The following is a 16,998-nucleotide window of genomic DNA, read 5'->3' as shown; positions in this document are numbered from 1 at the left end:
GGTGCGTTCCCTTCTGCTTTCGGCGGCGCGATGTCGTTCACTCCCATCGCATGGCACTCCAGTCGATCTCGACTCCGGCGGCCCACAGCCGGCCTGCCGCGCCGAGCAGCAGTTCGCGTTCGGTGCGGCTCTCGAACTGGCCCGGCATCGTCTGCACCACCCGGGCGGCGGCGTCCGCGGGGCGCCCCGGATGAGCGAGCGCGAGACGGGAGAGTGCCTGGCCCGGACCCAGTTCGACCAGCATCGGGTCGGGCAGCCGCCACACCTCGGCCAGCTGGTCGGCGAACCGGATGGTGCGGCTCAACTGGCGGGCCCAGTAGCCGGGGTCGGTGGCCTCGTCGGCGCGCAGCCAGGTGCCGGTGGCGTTGGAGAGCACGGGCAGGCGGGGGGCCTCGATCGGCATCGTCGCGAGGAGCGCTTCGAGGGGTTCGGTCAGTGGCCGGGTCATCGTGGAGTGGAAGGCGTGGGTGGTAACGAGGCGGCGGCAGGCCACGCCGTGTGCGGTGAGGGTCCGCGCGCTCTCCTCGACGGCCTCGACGGAGCCGGAGAGCACGGTCTGTCCGGGGCTGTTGAGCGCGGCGAGCGACACGCCGGGCGCGAGGTGCGGGGTGACCTCGTCGGCTCCGGCCGTGACGGCGAGCATCGCGCCCTTCGGCAGCGCCTCCACGAGCCGGGCGCGGTCTGCGACCAGTCGCAGCGCGTCCTGAAGGGAGAAGACCCCCGCGACACAGGCGGCGACGTACTCGCCGACGCTGTACCCGGCCAGCGCGGTCGGTTCGGCGCCGAGGTCCGACAGGGCGTTCGACAGCGCGTACTGCATCGCGAAGAGCAGCGGCTGGGCGACGACCGTGCGATGGATCTCCTGGGGCTTCTCGCGCCGCTCGAAGAGGGCCGCGAGGTCGGGGCGTGCGTCGCCGGCCGCCGGGTCGGCCTCCGGTGGGAAGAGCACGGGGCGCAGGTCGAGGCCGTGGTCGGTGGCGAGGGGACGCAGACAGCGGTCGAGTTCGCGGCGGAAGGCGGGCACGCACCGGTACAGGCCGGCGCCCAGGCCCGGGTACTGGTCGCCGACCCCGGAGAACAGGAAGACGCGGGAGGCGCAGGTTCCGGGGCCCGCGGTGAAGACGCGGCGGGGGTCGCGTCGGCGCAGCCACCGTGCCGCGTCGGCCGCCGAGGTGGCGACGAGCACGCGGCGTACGGTTCCCGGGGGCGCCGTGGCCCCGGGGAGGTCCGGTGCCGGGGCGGCGGCGCCGTCGTCCAGGGTGTGGAGCTGGTCGGCGAGTGCGTCGCTGGCTCGCTCCAGGGCGTCCGGTGTCGGTGCGCTGAGGGTCAGCAGGCGGGGCGGTCCGCTCATCGGGCCACCGCCTTGCGCACGTGGGCGGGCCAGCGTGCGGGGTCGGCGCCGTGCCGGCAGAGGAAGGCGTAGGTGAGGCGTTCGAGGCCGAAACCGGCGCAGCCGGTGAACACGGGCCGCTCGTCCGCGTCGCGGATGCCGAACGACTTCCCGAAGAACTGCTCGTGGTAGTTGAAGGAGGCGACGGCCACGTCCCGCTCGTCGTCCAGGGGCAGCCGGAGTTCGTACTTCATCTCCAGGAGCCGCTGGGACCAGGCCCGGACGGCCGCGGACTCGTTGAGGAAGAACGGGTCGCCGGCCACCTCGCACCGGCCGCCGAGTCCGAGCGACTCGGTCAGGGCGTAGGCGCGTTCCATCAGCCGGGCGCGGGAGGTGAGGACGAAGTCGGGGGTGCCGAGGAAGACGATCTCGCGGATGGTGAAGTCCCAGAGCCGTTCCAGGGAGCGGCGGTAGCGGGACTCGTACCGGAACGCCTTGCCGCGGGCGGTGACCACCGTGTTCGGGGCGGGCGGTGGGCCGTCGGCGTACTGGTGGTAGGTGTGGAAGCACATGGTGGGCGGCAGGACGTGGTCGATGTCGCCGGTGTTTTCACGCAGGGCCGCGGCGAGATCGCCGCCGTCGTCCCCGTCGCCGCCGGTCAGCGTGGACAGGAAGGCGCGGTAGGTGTCGACGTCGCCGTGCAGCCGTGAGACCAGCATGAGGAGTTGCGGGAAGGACTCGAAGTAGCCGGTGCGGCGCAGCGCGGGGGCGGACATCAGGGTCGGGTAGCGGAACTCGTGGGCGTCGAACTCGTCCAGGACGAGGGCGCGTATCTCGGCGTCGAGGTGGTCCATCAGGGACAGGACGGGTTCGCCGAGCGCGATCTGCCCCTCGCCCAGCTCCGCGGCGACGCCTCGCGCCAGGAGTTCGGGGAAGACGTCCCGGACCGCGCCGCCCTCGGCGGAGCGCCACACCACCTTGGGCTCCACCTGGCGCTGGCTCAGGACGTCGTTGGCGACGACCAGGTGCAGCTTGCGGGTGAGTGCGTCGAGGTCGGCCGCCGCCGCGTCCTGTGTGGTGACGTCGACCGCGGTGACCGTGTCCCCGGAGCGGATCAGGGTGAAGTCGGTGATCCGGTCGGAGACGAAGTAGATCCGCTTGGCGAGTTCGTCGGCGAGTGCGGCGGGGACCGGGGCGTCGAGCGGTATCCGGGTCATCGCCGCTCCCCGGTCGACAACGCGCCGCGCACTCCGATGAGTTCGCCGAGGATGCCGCGCTGCACGGCGTTGGTTCCGGCGTAGATGGGTCCGGCGAGCGCGTCGCGCAGTTCCCGCTCGATGCCCTCGTCGGTGAGGTAGCCGCGGGCGCCGTGCACCTCGACGGCCGCCATGGCGGTCCGCACCAGGCTCTCGCTGACGAAGATCTTGGCCATGGTGGCGTCCAGGAGCGCGAGACGGCCTTCGCGCTTCAGCCAGCCGACCCGGTAGAGGAGCATCCGCGCCAGTTCGAGACGGATCTTCATGTCGGCTATCTCGTGGGAGACGGCCTGGAAGTTTCCGATCGAACGTCCGAACTGTTCACGGGAGTTGGCGTGCCGCACGGACGCGTCGAGGAGCCGCTCCATGGCGCCGACCTGCGGCGCGAACATGAAGGAACGCTCCCACTCGATGGACGAGGTGAAGACGCCGTAGCCGCCGCCCTCCCGGCCGAGGACGTTCGCGGCGGGCACCGGCGTCCCGTCGAACTCGATCACGCCCATCGGGGTGGACCGCAGGCCCATCTTCGAGAGTTCGGCCTTCTTGACGACGCCGGGCAGATCGGCGGTGACGACGAACGCGGTGAGCTGGTTCTGCTTCCTGCCCTCGTCGCCGGTGCGGGCGAGGACGACGAAGACGTCGGCCACCGGTCCGTTGCTGATGAAGCACTTGGTGCCGTCGAGCCGGTACACGTCGCCGTCGCGGCGCGCCACGGTGGTGATGCCGAGCAGGTCGGAGCCGGCCTCGGGTTCGGAGAGTGCCTGGGCGCCGATGAGGGTGCCGGCGCACAGGGACGGCAGGTAGGCGCGCTTCACCTCCTCGCTGCCGTGGAGCAGCAGATGAATCGTGCAGGCCCACAGGTGGTTGTTGACGGCGAAGACGAGGCCGTTGTCCCGGCATCCGTAGCCGAGTGCCTCCAGGGCGATCATCGTGGTCAGCGGGTCGAGGCCGGCGCCGCCGTACTCCTCGGGCACGGGCCAGCCGAGCACGCCGAACGCGGCGCACCGCTCCCAGTCGGCGCGCGGGAAGCGGGCTTCGCGGTCGTCGGCCGGGGTGTCCCTGCCGAGCTCCCGCTCGGCGAAGGCGATGACGTCCTTGCGCAACCGGCGCTGCTCCGGACTCAGTTCGAAGTCCACGCCCCACCTCCGACGGTGGCGCGCTTGCCGTCCACGAAGGCCGCGACGGCGTCGACCGACGAGAAGTTCGCGAAGTCGAGGTCCTGGCCGCCCACCACCAGGTCGAAGGTCTGCTCGACCCACATGACGAGCTGGACGGCGAAGAGCGAGGTCGCGTATCCGCTCGCGAAGAGGTCCACGTCGTCGTCCACGGACTCCTCGCCGACGTGCGAGCCGATGAACGCGCGGATCAGGTGCTTGTCGTCCTCAACCATGCCGTCGCTCTCCCGACTCGTCGGACTCGTGGGTCTGGTGGGTGTCGTCGTCGTTCCGGTGGGTTTCGTGGCGCTGGTGGGGGTCGTGACGCCGTGGCGTGGGACGGCCCTGGGGGGTGTCGTAGCGGTGGAAGCCCTGGCCCGTCTTCCTGCCGAGAAGCCCCGCGTCGACCAGCTTGCGCAGCAGCGGGCACGGGCGGTACTTGGGGTCGTCGAAGCTGTCGCACAGGACGTCGAGCGAGAGCAGCACCGTGTCGAGGCCGATGAGGTCGGCGGTCTCCAGCGGCCCCATGGCGTGCCCGAAGCACTCCTTGAACAGGCGGTCGATCTCGGCGGCCCCGGAGACGCCTTCGTGGAGCAGGAAGATCGCCTCGTTGAGCGTGAGCATCAGGACCCGGTTGGTCACGAAGCCCGGTGAGTCCCCGACCACGATGTGCCGTTTGCCCGCACGGTCCAGGAGGTCCTGGGTGCGCGCCAGGGTCTCGTCGGACGTGTGGTGGCCGCGGATCAGCTCGACGGTGGGTTTGGCGGGCGCCGGGTTCATGAAGTGCGTACCGATCACCCGGTCGGGCCGCCCGGTGGCGGAGGCGACCCGGGTGATGGGGATCGCGGAGGTGTTGACGCCGAAGGGCACGTCGGGGGCGCACAGGGAGTCGAGTTCGCCGTAGAGAGGGCGCTTGAGGTCCCAGTTCTCGGTGGTGTTCTCGAAGAGGAAGTCGACCCCTCGCACCTCCTTGAGGTCCGTGGTGAACCTGATCCGCCCCACGACCTCCTCCGGCACCCGGTCCGGTGTCCCGGGGCGCAGCAGCCGCGCGAAGCGCACGTCCCGGCCGATCTCCGCTCGCGCGGAGTCGAGGACCGGGTCCGCGACGTCCACCAGAACGACCTCGTGCCCCTGCTCGGCGAAGAGCTGGGCGACTCCACGGCCCATGGTGCCGGCGCCCACGACGCCTATCCGCTCCACTCCGGGCCTCCTTTCGTCTCGTCGAGAACTGTTCGGGAATGCGTCAGGACGGTCTCCCGGACGACGCTCATGGCTGCGGTCCGGCTCGTGCGGAAGTAGAAGTGACCGCCCGGCACGAGCCGGATGTCGGTGGGCCCCGTGGTGTGCCGGGACCAGGCCGCGACGGTGTCGGCGCCCGGCTCGTCCGTCCCGGCGACCGCGGTGACCGGGCAGGTCAGCGGGGCGTCCGGGGTGGGCCGGTAGCTGTCCAGGAGCGCGAAGTCGGCGCGGAAACTGCTGAGGGCGTCGGCGCGCAGGTCCGGGTGGCCGCGCAGATGGTCGAGGGGCTCGCCCCAGCGCCGTTCGATCTCGCGCAGGAGCGCCTCGTCGGGCAGCAGGTGGAGGGGCTCACCGAACGCCGGCAGGGGTGGCGCCGGGCACGAGGAGACGATCAGGCGGTCGGGGCCCCGCCGGCCACGGCGGCGCAGCTCCTTCGCCGTCTCGAAGGCGAGCAGCCCACCGAGGCTGTGCCCGAAGAGGACGAACGGTCCGTCGCCGTCGAACCGGACGGCGGTCACCAGGGCGTCGACCAGCGGTCCGACGCGGGTGAAGGGCGGTTCGGCGTTGCGGGTGGTCCGGCCGGGCAGATGGACTCCCCAGACCTGGACGTCCGGCAGGTCGTCGGCCCAGCGCACGTACTCCCCCGGCGATCCGCCGGCGTGCGGGAAGCAGAAGAGGGAGGTGGCGGCGTCCGGTCGGCGGTGCCGGCGCACCGTCCAGCCGCTCATCGGGCGCCCTGTGCGGCCAGGCGCTCCGCTATGAGGGCGGCGAGCTGCTCGGCGGTGGGGGCCTGGAAGAGGGAGCGGGGCACCAGTTCGACGGGGAAGACCTCGCGGGCCCGCGCGACGAATTTGGTGGCGATGAGGGAGTCGCCGCCGAGGTCGAAGAAGCTCTCGTCGGGCTCCACGTGGGGCAGTTCGAGGATCTCTGCGAAGAGGGCGGCCACCAGGTCGACGTTGTCGCCGTCCCCGCTCGGGTCCTGGGCCGGCTGCGGGGGTGCGGCGGGAGACGGGCCGGGCCGCTGTGCGAGGGCGGGGTCGTCCGTCTCCACCGTGTAGCGCTGTCCCGCGAAGGGGTAGGCCGGGAGGGCGACGCGCTCGGGGGCGGTGTCGTGCAGTGCCGCCCAGTCGACGGGGGCGCCCGCGAGCCACAGGCGTCCGACGGCGTCGAGCACGGCCGGTTCGTCGGTGGGGGTCCGCTCGGCGCGCAGGTCGAGGGAGATGCCGCGCGGGCGGCGAGCGCCGGTTCGGTCCTCCGCGTCGTACGGGTCCGGCACGTCCGTCGAGGTGTCCGGCCGGCCCAGGAGCGTGGCCCAGTACGCCGGATCGACCGCCTCGTCCGACGTGACCCGCCTCGCCTGCGTCCCGCCGCTCGCGACCCGGAGCGGCAGTACGGGCGCCCGGGGGCCGGCCCGCCGGACCGACTTCTCCCACGCGGCCCGCTCGTCCTCGGATTCCACGGGCCCTCGCTCCGCCGCTTCCACCACCAGCCGCCCCGCCTCGGCCGCCCCGAACACCCCGGCCACCACGGCCGCCGCCAACACCCCGGCCACGCCCTCGCCCGAGACCGACGCGGGCACGACACCGCGCCGCTGCCACAGCCGGGCAAGCGCGTACCGAGTGGCGAACGTGACGGTCCGCGCGGGGGCGGACCCCGCGAAGACGTCGCCCGCCGCGCACGCGTCCACGGCGCTCCGGAACGTCGGCTCGGCCGCGTACAGCCGGGCGGCGGCATCCCGCTCCCGCGCCACGTCGGCGCCGGCCACCGGCGTGCACCGGAAATCCACCGGTCCCGGCGCGGTGCCGGTGGCGGTGCCGGTGCCGGTGGCGGCGCCGACGAGCCGTTCGGGCAGTTCCCCGGAGAGCACACGGACGGCGTCATCGACACCGTCCACGACCGCGAACCGCCGTCGCGCGTGCTCCGTACGCCCGGTCTGGAGCGTCCGGGCCAGACCGGCGGCCGGCGTCCCGGGACGGTCCCGCAGATGCGCGGCGAGGCGGGCGACGGTCTGTTCCAGCGCGGCCGGGGTCTTCGCCGACAGCGGGAGGAGATGCCAGGAGCGGCCGGACGGCGGCGCGGTCTCCCGGGCGGGGGGCTGCTCCAGGACGACGTGCGCGTTGGTGCCGCCGAGGCTGAAGGAGCTGACTCCGGCGCGGCGCGGCATCCCCTCGGGCCGCCACTCCCGCGGCTGCGTGACGACGCGGAACGGGCCCGCCCCGAAGTCGATCTGCGGGTTGGGGGTGGTGAAGTGCAGGCTCGGCGGGAGCAGGCCGTGCTTGAGGGCCAGGACCGTCTTGATCAGTCCGGCGGCGCCGGCCGCGGCATCGGTGTGCCCGATGCCGGTCTTCACGGAACCGATTCCGCAGGGGGCGCGGCGCTCGCCGCCGCGCCGGAACGCCTTGGTGAGCGCCGCGATCTCGACGGGGTCGCCCAGAGGGGTGCCGGTGCCGTGCGCTTCCACGTAGGTACAGGTGGCCGGGTCGATGTCGGCGGCGCGATGGGCTGCTTCGATCACGGCGGCCTGTCCATCGACGCCCGGGGCGGCGAAGCCCATGCGGTCGGCGCCGTCGTTGTTGACCGCGCTGCCCAGGACGACCGCGTCGATCCGGTCGCCGTCGGCCAGGGCCCGGTCGAGGCGTTTCAGTACGACGAGACCGACGCCGTCTGCTCCCACCGCCCCGCGCGCGTCCGCGTCGAACGCCCGGCAGACGCCGTCCGGTGCCTGGATGCCCGCCTCGGTCGCCTCGTCCGGCACGAACGGGAAGCGCACCGTCGCTCCCCCGGCGAGCGCCAGGTCGCAGTCGCCCGAGAGCAGGCCCTGGACCGCCAGATGCACGGAGACCAGGGAGGTCGCGCAGCCCGCCTGGACGGCGACGGTGGGGCCGCGCAGGCCGAGCTTGTAGGCGACGCGGCTGCACAGGAAGTCGGCTCCGTTGCCCATCCGGATCTCGTACGCCGACACCGGTGGCTGCCGTGCCCGCTGGGCGGTGAGGACGTGCCCGTAGGCGTTGTCGCTGCTGCCCCCGTACACGCCGACGGTTCCCGGGTGACGGGCCGGGTCCACGCCCGCGTTCTCCAGGGCCTCCACCGCGCACTCCAGGAAGACCCGGTGCTGCGGATTGACGAGGCGGGCCTCGCGCGGGGACATACCGAAGTATCCGGCGTCGAAGCGCTCGGGATCGTCGAGGAGTCCGCGGGACGCGATGCCGCGCGGTCCGGTCACGCGGGTGACCGCGTCACGTCCCTCGACCAGATTGCACCAGAATTCGTCGGCGTTCCGCGCTCCGGGAAAACGGCAGGCCATACCGATGACAGCGACGGGAACGGTCCCGCTTCCCCCGTGCGAACGGGACAGCTGACGTGCCTGGTGCGGCTGGTGCACGCCATCGGTGTTCCGGCCCTGAGTTGTCACTGACCGCCCAATCTCTTGTTGGTGAGATCAACCCGCCTCGCGATCGGCACCATACCTTCGGGCGCCGGAGAAATAGAAGTGGTTCCAAGCCGCCCGAACATTTCCCGGGAAATGTTCGAAGAACCCCTGAAAATCTCTTGAAATACTTCCTGAAGGGCCTGGAAACGTTGCCACACAACGTCTCTGACATCACATCGGCACCACGCTCCGGTGAAAGCTGGACACATCGGAGCAGGACGGGTAGACCAACAAATCGACGCCTCTGGAAGACCGGAAAGATCTACTCCGCGCGTCGAACTCTGTTTTGGAGGAAGATTACTGGTGTTCGCAGATTTCATCGCTCCGCTCACTCCGGAGCAATTCTTCTCGGACCACTGGCCCGACACCCCGTACGCGGGACCGCCGGCCGCGCTCCCCGGGCGGCTCCTCGCGGCGGTACCCGAACTGGTCGGCGCGGAAGAGGTGTTGAGGTCCTTCGGCGGCCCGGTCTCCCTCATCCAGCGCAACGGCCCGCACGCGCGCGTGCCGCGTGGCAGCGACGCACTGCCGATGTACCGGGCGGGGTTCACCTGCTACATGCGCCACGCCGAGCGGGAGTTCGCCGGCCTCACCGGCCTCATCGACGAGGCTGCGCTGCGGCTGGGGCTGCCGCCCGACCGGATGTCCTGCGAGATCTTCTGCTCGACGGGCACGAGCGGTGTCCCCCTGCACAGCGACTTCGACGTGAACTTCGCGCTGCTCCTGTCCGGCTCCAAGCGGTGGCGGCTCGCCCCGAACACGAGCATCGAGAACCAGACGACGATGTGCTTCGCGCGCGACCGCAAGCAGGCCGACGAACGTCAACTCGACTATGCGCACGCCCCGTTCCCCGAGCGGATGCCGGACGACGCCCGTGAGGTCACGATGGAGGCCGGCGGGCTGCTGTTCCTGCCGCGCGGCTGGTGGCACGAGACGTACTCGACCGGCGCCTGCATGCAGCTGAACCTCGTGGTCAAGGGCCCGCACTGGGCGCGGGTGTTCAGCGGCGCCCTGGAGGAGCGGCTGCTCGAAGCCGCCGACTGGCGGGAGTTCGCGTACGGGGTGTCGGCGGCCGACGGCCCCGGGCACGACGCGGCTGTGGACCGCCTCGCCGGCCTGATCACCCGCTTCCAGAAGTCCCTGGCCGGCGAGGACCCCCGTTCCCTGGCGGCCGAACTCGTCACGTCGTTCCGCGCCACCAACCCGCGCCCGGCCGGCGGCTGACCCCGGCCCCGAACGCCCGATGGCCCACCGCATGCGCGCGGTGAGCCATCGGGCGTTCGGGGATGCCGCACGACGGGCGCGCGGCGCCCGGTCAGCTCTTCACGGTGCCCGCGCGCAGCCGGTCGATCATGTGCCGGGTCATCTCGACCGGGCTGCCCTCGCGGACGGCGGCGCGGCTCTGCGGCAGCTCCTTGTTGCGCAGCTCCACCGTCGCGTTCCATTCCTCACGGCCCGCGAAGGGGATCGTCTCGCCCTCCTGGTAGGCGGGGAAGGGACGGTAGCTGTTGAGGGCGGCGGGGTCGCTCCCCCGGACGAGCAGCGGGTCGAGGTAGAGGCCCTCGCTGCGGATCCGCGTGCTGGTGGAGATGTAGCCGATGTCGAGGCCGCAGCGGCGCTTGGCGGAGGTGTTCGCCTCCGAGCAGTGCAGCAGGCTCGGGTGGTGGATCGAGACGTCGCCCGGCTGGAGCTCGATGTCCACGATGCCGCGCTCGTCGGCCCACTCCCGCACCACGGTCTCGTCGGCCGTGGAGAACAGCATGTTGTCCTTGTCGGTCCGCACCGACGGCTTGTGCAGCGGCAGCCGGTGGCTGCCGGGGATCATGCGCAGGCAGCCGTTCTCCGTGGTGCTCTCGTCGATGGCGAGCCACACCGTCAGGGCTTCCATCGGGCTCAGCGTCCAGTAGGCGCCGTCCTGGTGCCACAGGACGGGCTGGCCGTCATGGGGCGGCTTGCAGATGTAGTGGGCGGTGAAGCACGCCAGGTTCTCGCCGAGGAAGAACTCCCCTATGTCCACCAGCAGGGGCTCCGAGACCAGGCGCGCCCAGAAGGCGTCGTTGCGGATCAGGGGGTGGTGGAAGTGTTCGGGGCGCAGGTCCGGGTATTTGCGGGTCAGCCACTCGACATGGGCGCGGGCCTCGTCCAGGAGATCCGGTGGCAGGACGTCACGGATGATGGCGAACCCTTGATCGGCGTACTCCGCCGCGGCCTTCTCAAGGACACTCCGGTTGAGTGTGGGCATGTGTCAGCTCCTCGTGAGATGTGCCAAATATTGCTTTCCGTGCCGGACCAGTTCGTGGACCCGCCATGGTGTCCCGTCCGCCAGTGACTCGAGTTCCGCCGCGGACGCGTAGAGGTAGTCGAACCAGGGCGTCGACGTCACACCGTCCCTGATGCGCAGCCGCTGCTGCCCGGCCAGCCGGCCCGCGGCGAGGTTGCGCTCCTGGTAGGCCCGGTTCCAGGCGCTGGTCAGGGCGTGCGGGTCGACGCTCACGCCGAGGAGTGAGCCGCCGGGGCGGGTCACGGCGGCGAGGCGGCGCAGGATGTCCCCGGCCTTCTCGCGGTTGCCCAGGAGCCCGATGTTCTGGCCGCCGAGCAGCACGGTGTCGAAACTGCCGATGTCGGGCGTGAGGGTCTCGACGGTGGTGGTGAGCGTCTCCACGCCCCGCAGACGGGCGATGTCGGCGGCGCCGGGCGAGGACTCGACGCCGAGCACCTGGCGGCCCTGTTCCAGCAGGTGGGTGGCGTGCCGGCCGGGCCCGCACCCGACGTCGAGGACCTGCTGTCCGGCCCGTTCGCAGAGCTGTTGTTCGAGCGGGGCCCACTCGGCGTAGGGCGCGAAGTACCGGTGGACGTCGTTGGCGGTGATCAGGCCATCGTCGCGCTCGATGATCTCGTAGGAGACGCCCGGCCGGGCGCCTGCCTCCCAGACCTCCCGGACGGCGTCGCCGAAGGGGTCCCCGCCGGTGGCGAGATCGAGGGTGGGGGTGTGAACACTCACGGTGGGTCTCCCGCGTGATGGGGTCGGTTACGGGGGGCGGGGTGCTGCGGGCGTCGGGCCCGTCAGACCTCCCACTCCGGGGGAAAGGTCCGGTGCGAACGGAGCGGCGAGCGCAGCAGGATGACAACGGGGATCGCCGTGACGACCACACCGACCCAGAGGGCGACCGTGGTCGACCAGGTGCCGGCGAGGACACCGCCGATCAGTCCACCGAGCGGGGTGGCGCCCTGGGTGACGACGCCGTTGGCGGCGGTGACGCGTCCCATGTAGGCGAGCGGGGTGGCGCGGGCGCGCAGTCCGGCGACGGCGACGGCCCGGCCGACCACGACGAAGCCGATGAGGATCTGGGCGGTGGCGACGAGGGGGACGGCCGCGCCGCGGAAGACGGCGGCGAGGGGCGCGGCGACGAGGGCGAAGGGAGCGAGCGCGGAGAAGACCATCGTCATCCGGATCTCGCCGAAGCGGCGCCGCAGCCGCGGGCAGAGCAGTGAGGCGACGACACCGGCGACGGCGCCCAGGGTGGACAGCAGGCCGAAGGCCCAGGAGGAGACGCCGACCTCGTCGAGGAGGAAGACCGGCAGCATCGCCAGCATGATGCCGGCGCCGAGGTTGTTCAGGGCGGCCTGGCAGACGATCAGGCGGAGCAGGGGGTGCTTGAAGAGGAACCGTACGCCCTCGACGATCTCGCGGCGGAAGTTGCGCTTCTCGACGGGGGGCCGGTCCATCTCGGCGGGCTTGATGCCCTTGATCATCAGGATGGACACGAGGTGGCAGACGACGGCGAACAGGTACAGGAGGGGGGCGGGGACGGCCCGGGTCGCCAGGCCTGCCGCGCCGGGTGAGACCGCCATGATGGTGGTGGAGGAGGTCTGCAGCCGGGCGTTGGCGTCGGCTATCTGGCGCTTGGGCAGCAGTTGGGGCAGGACGCTGTTGTGCGCGACGTCGAAGAACACACCGCTCACACTGCCGACGAAGGCCGTCGCGATGAGATGCGGCACGGTCAGGGCGTCGAGGGCGTAGGCGAGCGGGATGCCGGCAAAGGTGACCGCGTAGATCGCGTCCGACCAGAGCAGGACGGACTTGCGGTTCCAGCGGTCGACCCAGACGCCGGCGGGCAGCCCGACCAGCAGGTAGCCGAGGCGGCTGAAGACGAAGACCAGACTGACTTCGAAGGGGCTCGCGTGCAGTGACGTAACTGCCGTGATAGGGAGTGCGAAGCTGGCGATCTCGGCCGCGGAGAACCGGAACCCGTTCGCTCCCCACAGTCGTCTGAAGCCGGGCACCCGAAGGACTTCGGACTCGGATTCGACCTTTCCCTCGGTGGTCACCACAAGAGCGCTCTCTTCCCCTAGCCGAAGATCGTGAAGCCACTCATTATGGGCAGTCGCGGAGAACTCGCCAGGTCAGAGAGCCATTTCCGGTCGACTTTCCCATTGCTGAGCCTGGGGAGTTCGCCGTCGACGTGCACGACGTGGCGCGGAAGCATGTAGGGCGGCAGGTATTCCGGCAGCTGTCCGCCGAGGGTGCGGGCCGCTTCGGTTTCGGCGGTGACGAATACGGTGATCAGATTGGAGAAGACGGGGTCCGGGGTGGCGACGGCCACCGCTTCGTGGACGCCCGCGCAACGCCGTACGGCCTTCTCCACCTCGCCGAGCTCCACGCGGTAGCCGCGCGACTTGATCTGCGCGTCCACCCGCCCGATGAACCGCAGGTCACCGTCGGGGTTCTCGCAGACCTGGTCGCCGCTCGCGTACCACTCGCGGCCGTCGGCGGTGCGCACCATCGACCGTGCGGTCTGCGCGGCGTCGAGGTAGCCGGTCATCAGCATCGCGCCGCGCACGAGGAGTTGGCCCGGCTCTCCGGGTGCTACGGCGGTCAGGTCGTCGTCCACGACCAGGATCTCCGCGCCGGGCAGTACGCGCCCGATGAGCACTTCGTCCTCGGGTCCCAGAGGAGGCTTGATCTCGTGGAAGGTGCACACATTGCTCTCGGTGGGGCCGTACACGTTCAGGAGCCGCATCGCCGGCAGGGCGTCGTGCAGGGTGTTGACGTCGACGGGGTGCAGGATCTCGCCGCCGGTGACGAACGCGCGGAGCCCGGAGAGGCGGGGCAGCAGCGAGGTGCCGTGCCGCACCAGCCAGACGAGGGTCGACGTCACCGCGTACAGGACGGTGCCGCCGGAGCGTCGGCAGAAGTCGATGTACGCGGCGGGGAAGGGCGCTGCGGCGGCGGGCATCAAGGCCACCGCCGCTCCCGACCTGACGGCGGCGAACAGGTGCAGGGTGGTGGGGTCGAAATGGAGCGGGGCGGAGTTGACGATGACGTCGTCGGGGGTGAGGGCGAGTTCGGCCACGGCCCAGTCGACGAACGCCGATGCGCTCGCGTGGGTATGGACGACGCCCTTGGGGATGCCGGTGCTCCCGGAGGTGTGCAGGACGTAGGCGAGGTCGTCCACCGGCGGGCGCGGGTCGCCCTCGCGCAGGTGGGCCCACAGCCCGTCGTCGGCGCCGGGCGGCGCGGGCAGCGGGGTCCAGTCCAGGCCGGGGGTCAGCGCGTCCCACCGGGCGCGGGCCGTGCCGTCGGCCACGACCGCGCGGGGGGCGCAGGCGCGGGTGATGAGGTCGGCGCGGGCGATCGGTCCGTCCGGGTCGAGGGGCACGTATCCGCCGCCGGAGCGCAGGATGCCGTGGACCGTCGCGACGCCGGCGGACGACTTGCGGCCGTGCCACACCACGCAGTCGCCGTCGCGCACCCCGAGGTCGCGCAGGGCGAGCGCGATGGCCTCCGCAGCGTCGTCCAGCTCGGTGTAGCTGAGGGTCACGTCGCCGTCGATCACGGCGGGCCGGTCCGCGTGCAGCTTGGCCGCGGCCCGCAGGTCGTCGCTGAGAGAGGTGCCGACGCCCATCAGCGCCCCTTCGCGGTCAGGAAGGAGCGGATCGCCGTGATGGTCTCGAAGTGGGTCGGCAGGATCTCCGTGTCGTCGATCCTGATGTCGAACGAGTCCTCCAGCCGGGACACGACGGTCAGCAGGGAGAGGGAGTCGATGATCCTGCGCGCGATGAGCGGGGTCTCGTCCGTCACCTCCTGACCGGACGCCGACTCCTCGACGATGCTCCGCACGGTGGCCAGCACGGAATCCTGCGCCATCACAAACCCAGCCCTTCAGCGATGATCTTCATTTGCATGTCGGAGGTGCCCGAGTAGTACCGGCTGGCAATCGCGTCCGACATGAGGTGGGCGGCGCCGGTCTCGGGGAACAGCGCGTATCCGCCGTAGACGTCGGGAAGCTCCCGGCAGAAGGCGTTGAACTCGTTGCTCACGTGAAGCTTCGTCAACGAGGCGCGCGCGTGGTCGAGTTCGCCGCGGTCGGCGGCGCGCGCGGTCGTGACAAGGACCTCCCGGGCACTGGTGAGACTCAGGTGCATGCGCACGACGCGCTGCCGGATCGTCTCGTAGGTGCTCAGGGTGGAGCCGAACTGACTGCGCGTGCGGACGTGTTCGACGGCCTTGCGCAGGGCGTGGGACATCAGGCCGAGCACCGGCGCGAGGATGAAGGCGCGCTCGTAGCGCATCGCGCGCATGAGGACCGCGTAGCCGCCGCCCACCGGACCGAGCACGGCCGATGCGGGCACCGCGCAGTCGTCCAGGCGCAGCGAGCCGACCTGGGCGCCCGGCAGGCCGGCCTTCTCGAAGGCGGGGCCGACGCTGAGTCCCGGGGTCGTGCGCGGGATCAGGAAGGCGCTCAGGCCGGACAGCGGGCTGCCCTCGGCGGTGCGGGCGATGACGACGAAGACATCGGCGACGGGGCCGTTGGTCACGAAGGTCTTCGCGCCGTCGAGGGTCCAGCCGCCGTCGTCGCGCGGGGTGGCCCGGGTGGTGAGGGAGAGCAGGTCGGACCCGGCGTCGTACTCGGTGGCGGCGAAGGCGCCCACCGCGGTCCCGGCGGCGAGCGGCGTCAGACAGGTGCTGAGCTGTGCGGCGTCGGCGAACGCGGCGACCGGCTCCTGGCAGGCCCACATGTGGGCGGAGAAGGCGAACGGCAGCCCGGAGCGGCCGGTGGCGTCGGCCATGGCCTCCATCGCGAGACAGCTGGCGAGAAAGCCGACGCCGGTGCCGCCCCGCTCGGCGGGCAGGGACAGCGAGAACAGCCCCTGGGCGCCGGCCGACTTCCACGCCCGCTCGTCCTCGGCGGCGCCTGCCGCCCAGGTGCGGAATCCGTCGAGCCAGGTGGTGAACTCGGCGCTGTCCACCAAGTGCGGGGCGCTGCTCATGAGGTCTCCTGTGCCGGGGCGATCGGCCACTTGTACACATGGTGGGAGCGGGCGAGGCCGAAGTGACCCATGGACGAGGGCTGGTGGTCCTGGGAGGTCAGCGCGAGCACCTCGATGTCGCGGCCGGCTCCCAGGTCGCTGCGCAGCCAGGCGAAGACGTCCTCGGTCATGCCGACACCGCGGTGGACGGGGCTCAGCTTGATCTCGTGCAGGAAGACGCGCGGGGCGCCGTCGGGCCGCAGCCGGCCGAGCCGGGTGAGGGTGAATGCCGCCGCGACCCGGCCTTCGCTCTCCACGACGTAGTGGGTGGTGCCGGGGGTCCCGCCGCCGTGCGCGAGGAGCGCCGCGAAGTCGCCCTTGCCGTCCTCGTCGTAGATGCGCTGAAGCGCGTCGGCGTCGCCGGGCACTGCCGGGCGGATACGGCGCGGTGCGGGGCTCTCAGTCATCGCTCGCCACCCTCGCCGCGCCCACGGCCGCCCCGGCGTCGGCGCGGTGGCGCTCCCAGCGGTCGACGGCCTGGCGCAGTTGGGCGGTGTAGTCGCTGTTGGCGATGAAGCCGTGGCCGCGTCCGTCGCGCAGCATGACGGCGCGCAGGCTCGGGTGCCCGTCGAGGTGCGCCATGATCGGCCGCAGGTGCTTGAGGGCGAAGTAGGAGTCCTTCTCGGGGATCACGACGTGCAGGTAGCGGGCGCTGCCGGGGGCGGCCCAGTCGCGGATGATCTCCGTGGTGGCTTGTGGGCGCGCCATGGCGGGCAGGCTGCTGAAGGGCTCGGCCTCGCGGGTCCACTGGGGCAGGATCAGGGGGTCGTTGTGCGGTGACACGACGAAGGCGAGGTCGTCCTGTCCGCCGCGCATGCAGTGCTTGATGGCCGCGTAGCCGCCGGAGGAGAGTCCGTGCCAGACGGTGCCGCGCAGGCCCCACTGCTGGAGGAGCGACGCGCGCAGTTCGAGTACCCGGGGCAGGAACTCGTCCTCGCCGAGCAGGAACCAGCCGCAGCTCGATTCCTTTGTGTAATTGTGGATCGGGTCGGACACGAGGAGACAGACGGAGTTCTCCGCCTCGTCCCACTGACGGCGTGCGAATACCGGAGGAACGTGCTTCTCGATCACGCTGAAGCCATGGAAGAGAACATGGAGATAAGGGCTTGTGATCTTGTCGGGCACACTCACCATGTAGTCGAGGGAATAGCCCTCGGAATGAGTGAACCTTCCACTGTGCGAGCTCAGGGGAACCTCCGGTAGGTAACGCCGGGGTGTGGCGGCCTCGGCGAGCGCCATGAGGCGTGGTGTGAAGCTCGTACGGCACTTGCGCGCGGA

Annotated in this window: 16 protein-coding genes; 1 reads left to right on the top strand and 15 read right to left on the bottom strand. The window is 71.4% G+C overall.

The window, feature by feature from the left end; translation table 11 throughout:
• Window positions 1-37: 37 nt before the first annotated feature.
• Genes ACFV8T_RS01405 through ACFV8T_RS01375 form a run of 7 tightly spaced genes read right to left on the bottom strand, consistent with a single transcriptional unit; the run spans window position 38 to window position 8,361 of the window.
• Entirely contained in the window at window positions 38-1,351 is a 1,314-nt protein-coding gene (locus ACFV8T_RS01405; RefSeq protein WP_385323227.1) for an acyltransferase domain-containing protein, read from the bottom strand.
• Entirely contained in the window at window positions 1,348-2,547 is a 1,200-nt protein-coding gene (locus ACFV8T_RS01400) for a hypothetical protein (protein ID WP_385323225.1), read from the bottom strand. Before ACFV8T_RS01400 ends, ACFV8T_RS01405 begins: the two co-directional genes overlap by 4 nt.
• Window positions 2,544-3,722, bottom strand: coding sequence for an acyl-CoA dehydrogenase family protein (locus tag ACFV8T_RS01395; protein WP_385323223.1), 1,179 nt, complete (start codon window positions 3,720-3,722; stop codon window positions 2,544-2,546). Before ACFV8T_RS01395 ends, ACFV8T_RS01400 begins: the two co-directional genes overlap by 4 nt.
• Window positions 3,707-3,976 carry a phosphopantetheine-binding protein gene (locus ACFV8T_RS01390; RefSeq protein WP_385323221.1) on the bottom strand — a complete coding sequence of 90 codons (270 nt, stop codon included), beginning with the start codon at window positions 3,974-3,976 and terminating at the stop codon, window positions 3,707-3,709. The genes ACFV8T_RS01395 and ACFV8T_RS01390 overlap by 16 nt, the downstream gene beginning before the upstream one ends.
• Entirely contained in the window at window positions 3,969-4,940 is a 972-nt protein-coding gene (locus ACFV8T_RS01385; RefSeq protein ID WP_385323220.1) for a 3-hydroxyacyl-CoA dehydrogenase family protein, read from the bottom strand. Before ACFV8T_RS01385 ends, ACFV8T_RS01390 begins: the two co-directional genes overlap by 8 nt.
• On the bottom strand, window positions 4,928-5,707 hold the full coding sequence (locus ACFV8T_RS01380) for a thioesterase II family protein (protein WP_385323218.1): 780 nt from the start codon (window positions 5,705-5,707) through the stop codon (window positions 4,928-4,930). Before ACFV8T_RS01380 ends, ACFV8T_RS01385 begins: the two co-directional genes overlap by 13 nt.
• Complete coding sequence (locus ACFV8T_RS01375; RefSeq protein WP_385323216.1) at window positions 5,704-8,361, bottom strand: type I polyketide synthase; 2,658 nt, start codon at window positions 8,359-8,361, stop codon at window positions 5,704-5,706. The genes ACFV8T_RS01380 and ACFV8T_RS01375 overlap by 4 nt, the downstream gene beginning before the upstream one ends.
• 351 nt (window positions 8,362-8,712) lie before the next feature.
• Here ACFV8T_RS01375 and ACFV8T_RS01370 point away from each other — a divergent pair, with 351 nt between their 5' ends.
• Window positions 8,713-9,633 (top strand): cupin-like domain-containing protein, encoded by a 921-nt coding sequence (locus ACFV8T_RS01370; protein WP_385323215.1) that lies wholly within the window; start codon window positions 8,713-8,715, stop codon window positions 9,631-9,633.
• Between the two features lie 91 nt (window positions 9,634-9,724).
• Here ACFV8T_RS01370 and ACFV8T_RS01365 read toward each other — a convergent pair whose 3' ends face one another.
• The 8 genes from ACFV8T_RS01365 to ACFV8T_RS01330 all read right to left on the bottom strand — a co-directional run.
• On the bottom strand, window positions 9,725-10,651 hold the full coding sequence (locus ACFV8T_RS01365; protein WP_385323213.1) for a phytanoyl-CoA dioxygenase family protein: 927 nt from the start codon (window positions 10,649-10,651) through the stop codon (window positions 9,725-9,727).
• Window positions 10,652-10,654: 3 nt separating this feature from the next.
• Window positions 10,655-11,410, bottom strand: a complete 756-nt coding sequence (locus tag ACFV8T_RS01360; RefSeq protein ID WP_385323211.1) for a class I SAM-dependent methyltransferase — start codon at window positions 11,408-11,410, stop codon at window positions 10,655-10,657.
• Window positions 11,411-11,472: 62 nt separating this feature from the next.
• Window positions 11,473-12,738 (bottom strand): MFS transporter, encoded by a 1,266-nt coding sequence (locus ACFV8T_RS01355; RefSeq protein ID WP_385323209.1) that lies wholly within the window; start codon window positions 12,736-12,738, stop codon window positions 11,473-11,475.
• Between the two features lie 20 nt (window positions 12,739-12,758).
• Window positions 12,759-14,315 carry an amino acid adenylation domain-containing protein gene (locus tag ACFV8T_RS01350; protein WP_385323208.1) on the bottom strand — a complete coding sequence of 519 codons (1,557 nt, stop codon included), beginning with the start codon at window positions 14,313-14,315 and terminating at the stop codon, window positions 12,759-12,761.
• Window positions 14,315-14,557, bottom strand: coding sequence for an acyl carrier protein (locus tag ACFV8T_RS01345; RefSeq protein WP_385323206.1), 243 nt, complete (start codon window positions 14,555-14,557; stop codon window positions 14,315-14,317). The genes ACFV8T_RS01350 and ACFV8T_RS01345 overlap by 1 nt, the downstream gene beginning before the upstream one ends.
• The gene (locus tag ACFV8T_RS01340) at window positions 14,557-15,681 is read right to left on the bottom strand and encodes an acyl-CoA dehydrogenase family protein (RefSeq protein ID WP_385323204.1); all 1,125 of its coding nucleotides are present in this window, start codon (window positions 15,679-15,681) and stop codon (window positions 14,557-14,559) included. The genes ACFV8T_RS01345 and ACFV8T_RS01340 overlap by 1 nt, the downstream gene beginning before the upstream one ends.
• Window positions 15,678-16,127, bottom strand: a complete 450-nt coding sequence (locus tag ACFV8T_RS01335) for a hypothetical protein (RefSeq protein ID WP_385323202.1) — start codon at window positions 16,125-16,127, stop codon at window positions 15,678-15,680. Before ACFV8T_RS01335 ends, ACFV8T_RS01340 begins: the two co-directional genes overlap by 4 nt.
• Window positions 16,120-16,998, bottom strand: an 879-nt coding sequence (locus tag ACFV8T_RS01330; protein WP_385323201.1) for a hypothetical protein, incomplete at its 5' end; no start/stop codon positions are given. The genes ACFV8T_RS01335 and ACFV8T_RS01330, both read right to left, overlap by 8 nt.

The sequence above is a fragment of the Streptomyces sp. NPDC059832 genome, from assembly GCF_042731715.1.
GTDB lineage: Bacteria > Actinomycetota > Actinomycetes > Streptomycetales > Streptomycetaceae > Streptomyces.
Note: the sequence above shows the minus strand (reverse complement) of the source record. Positions and strands in the feature narration are given on the sequence as shown.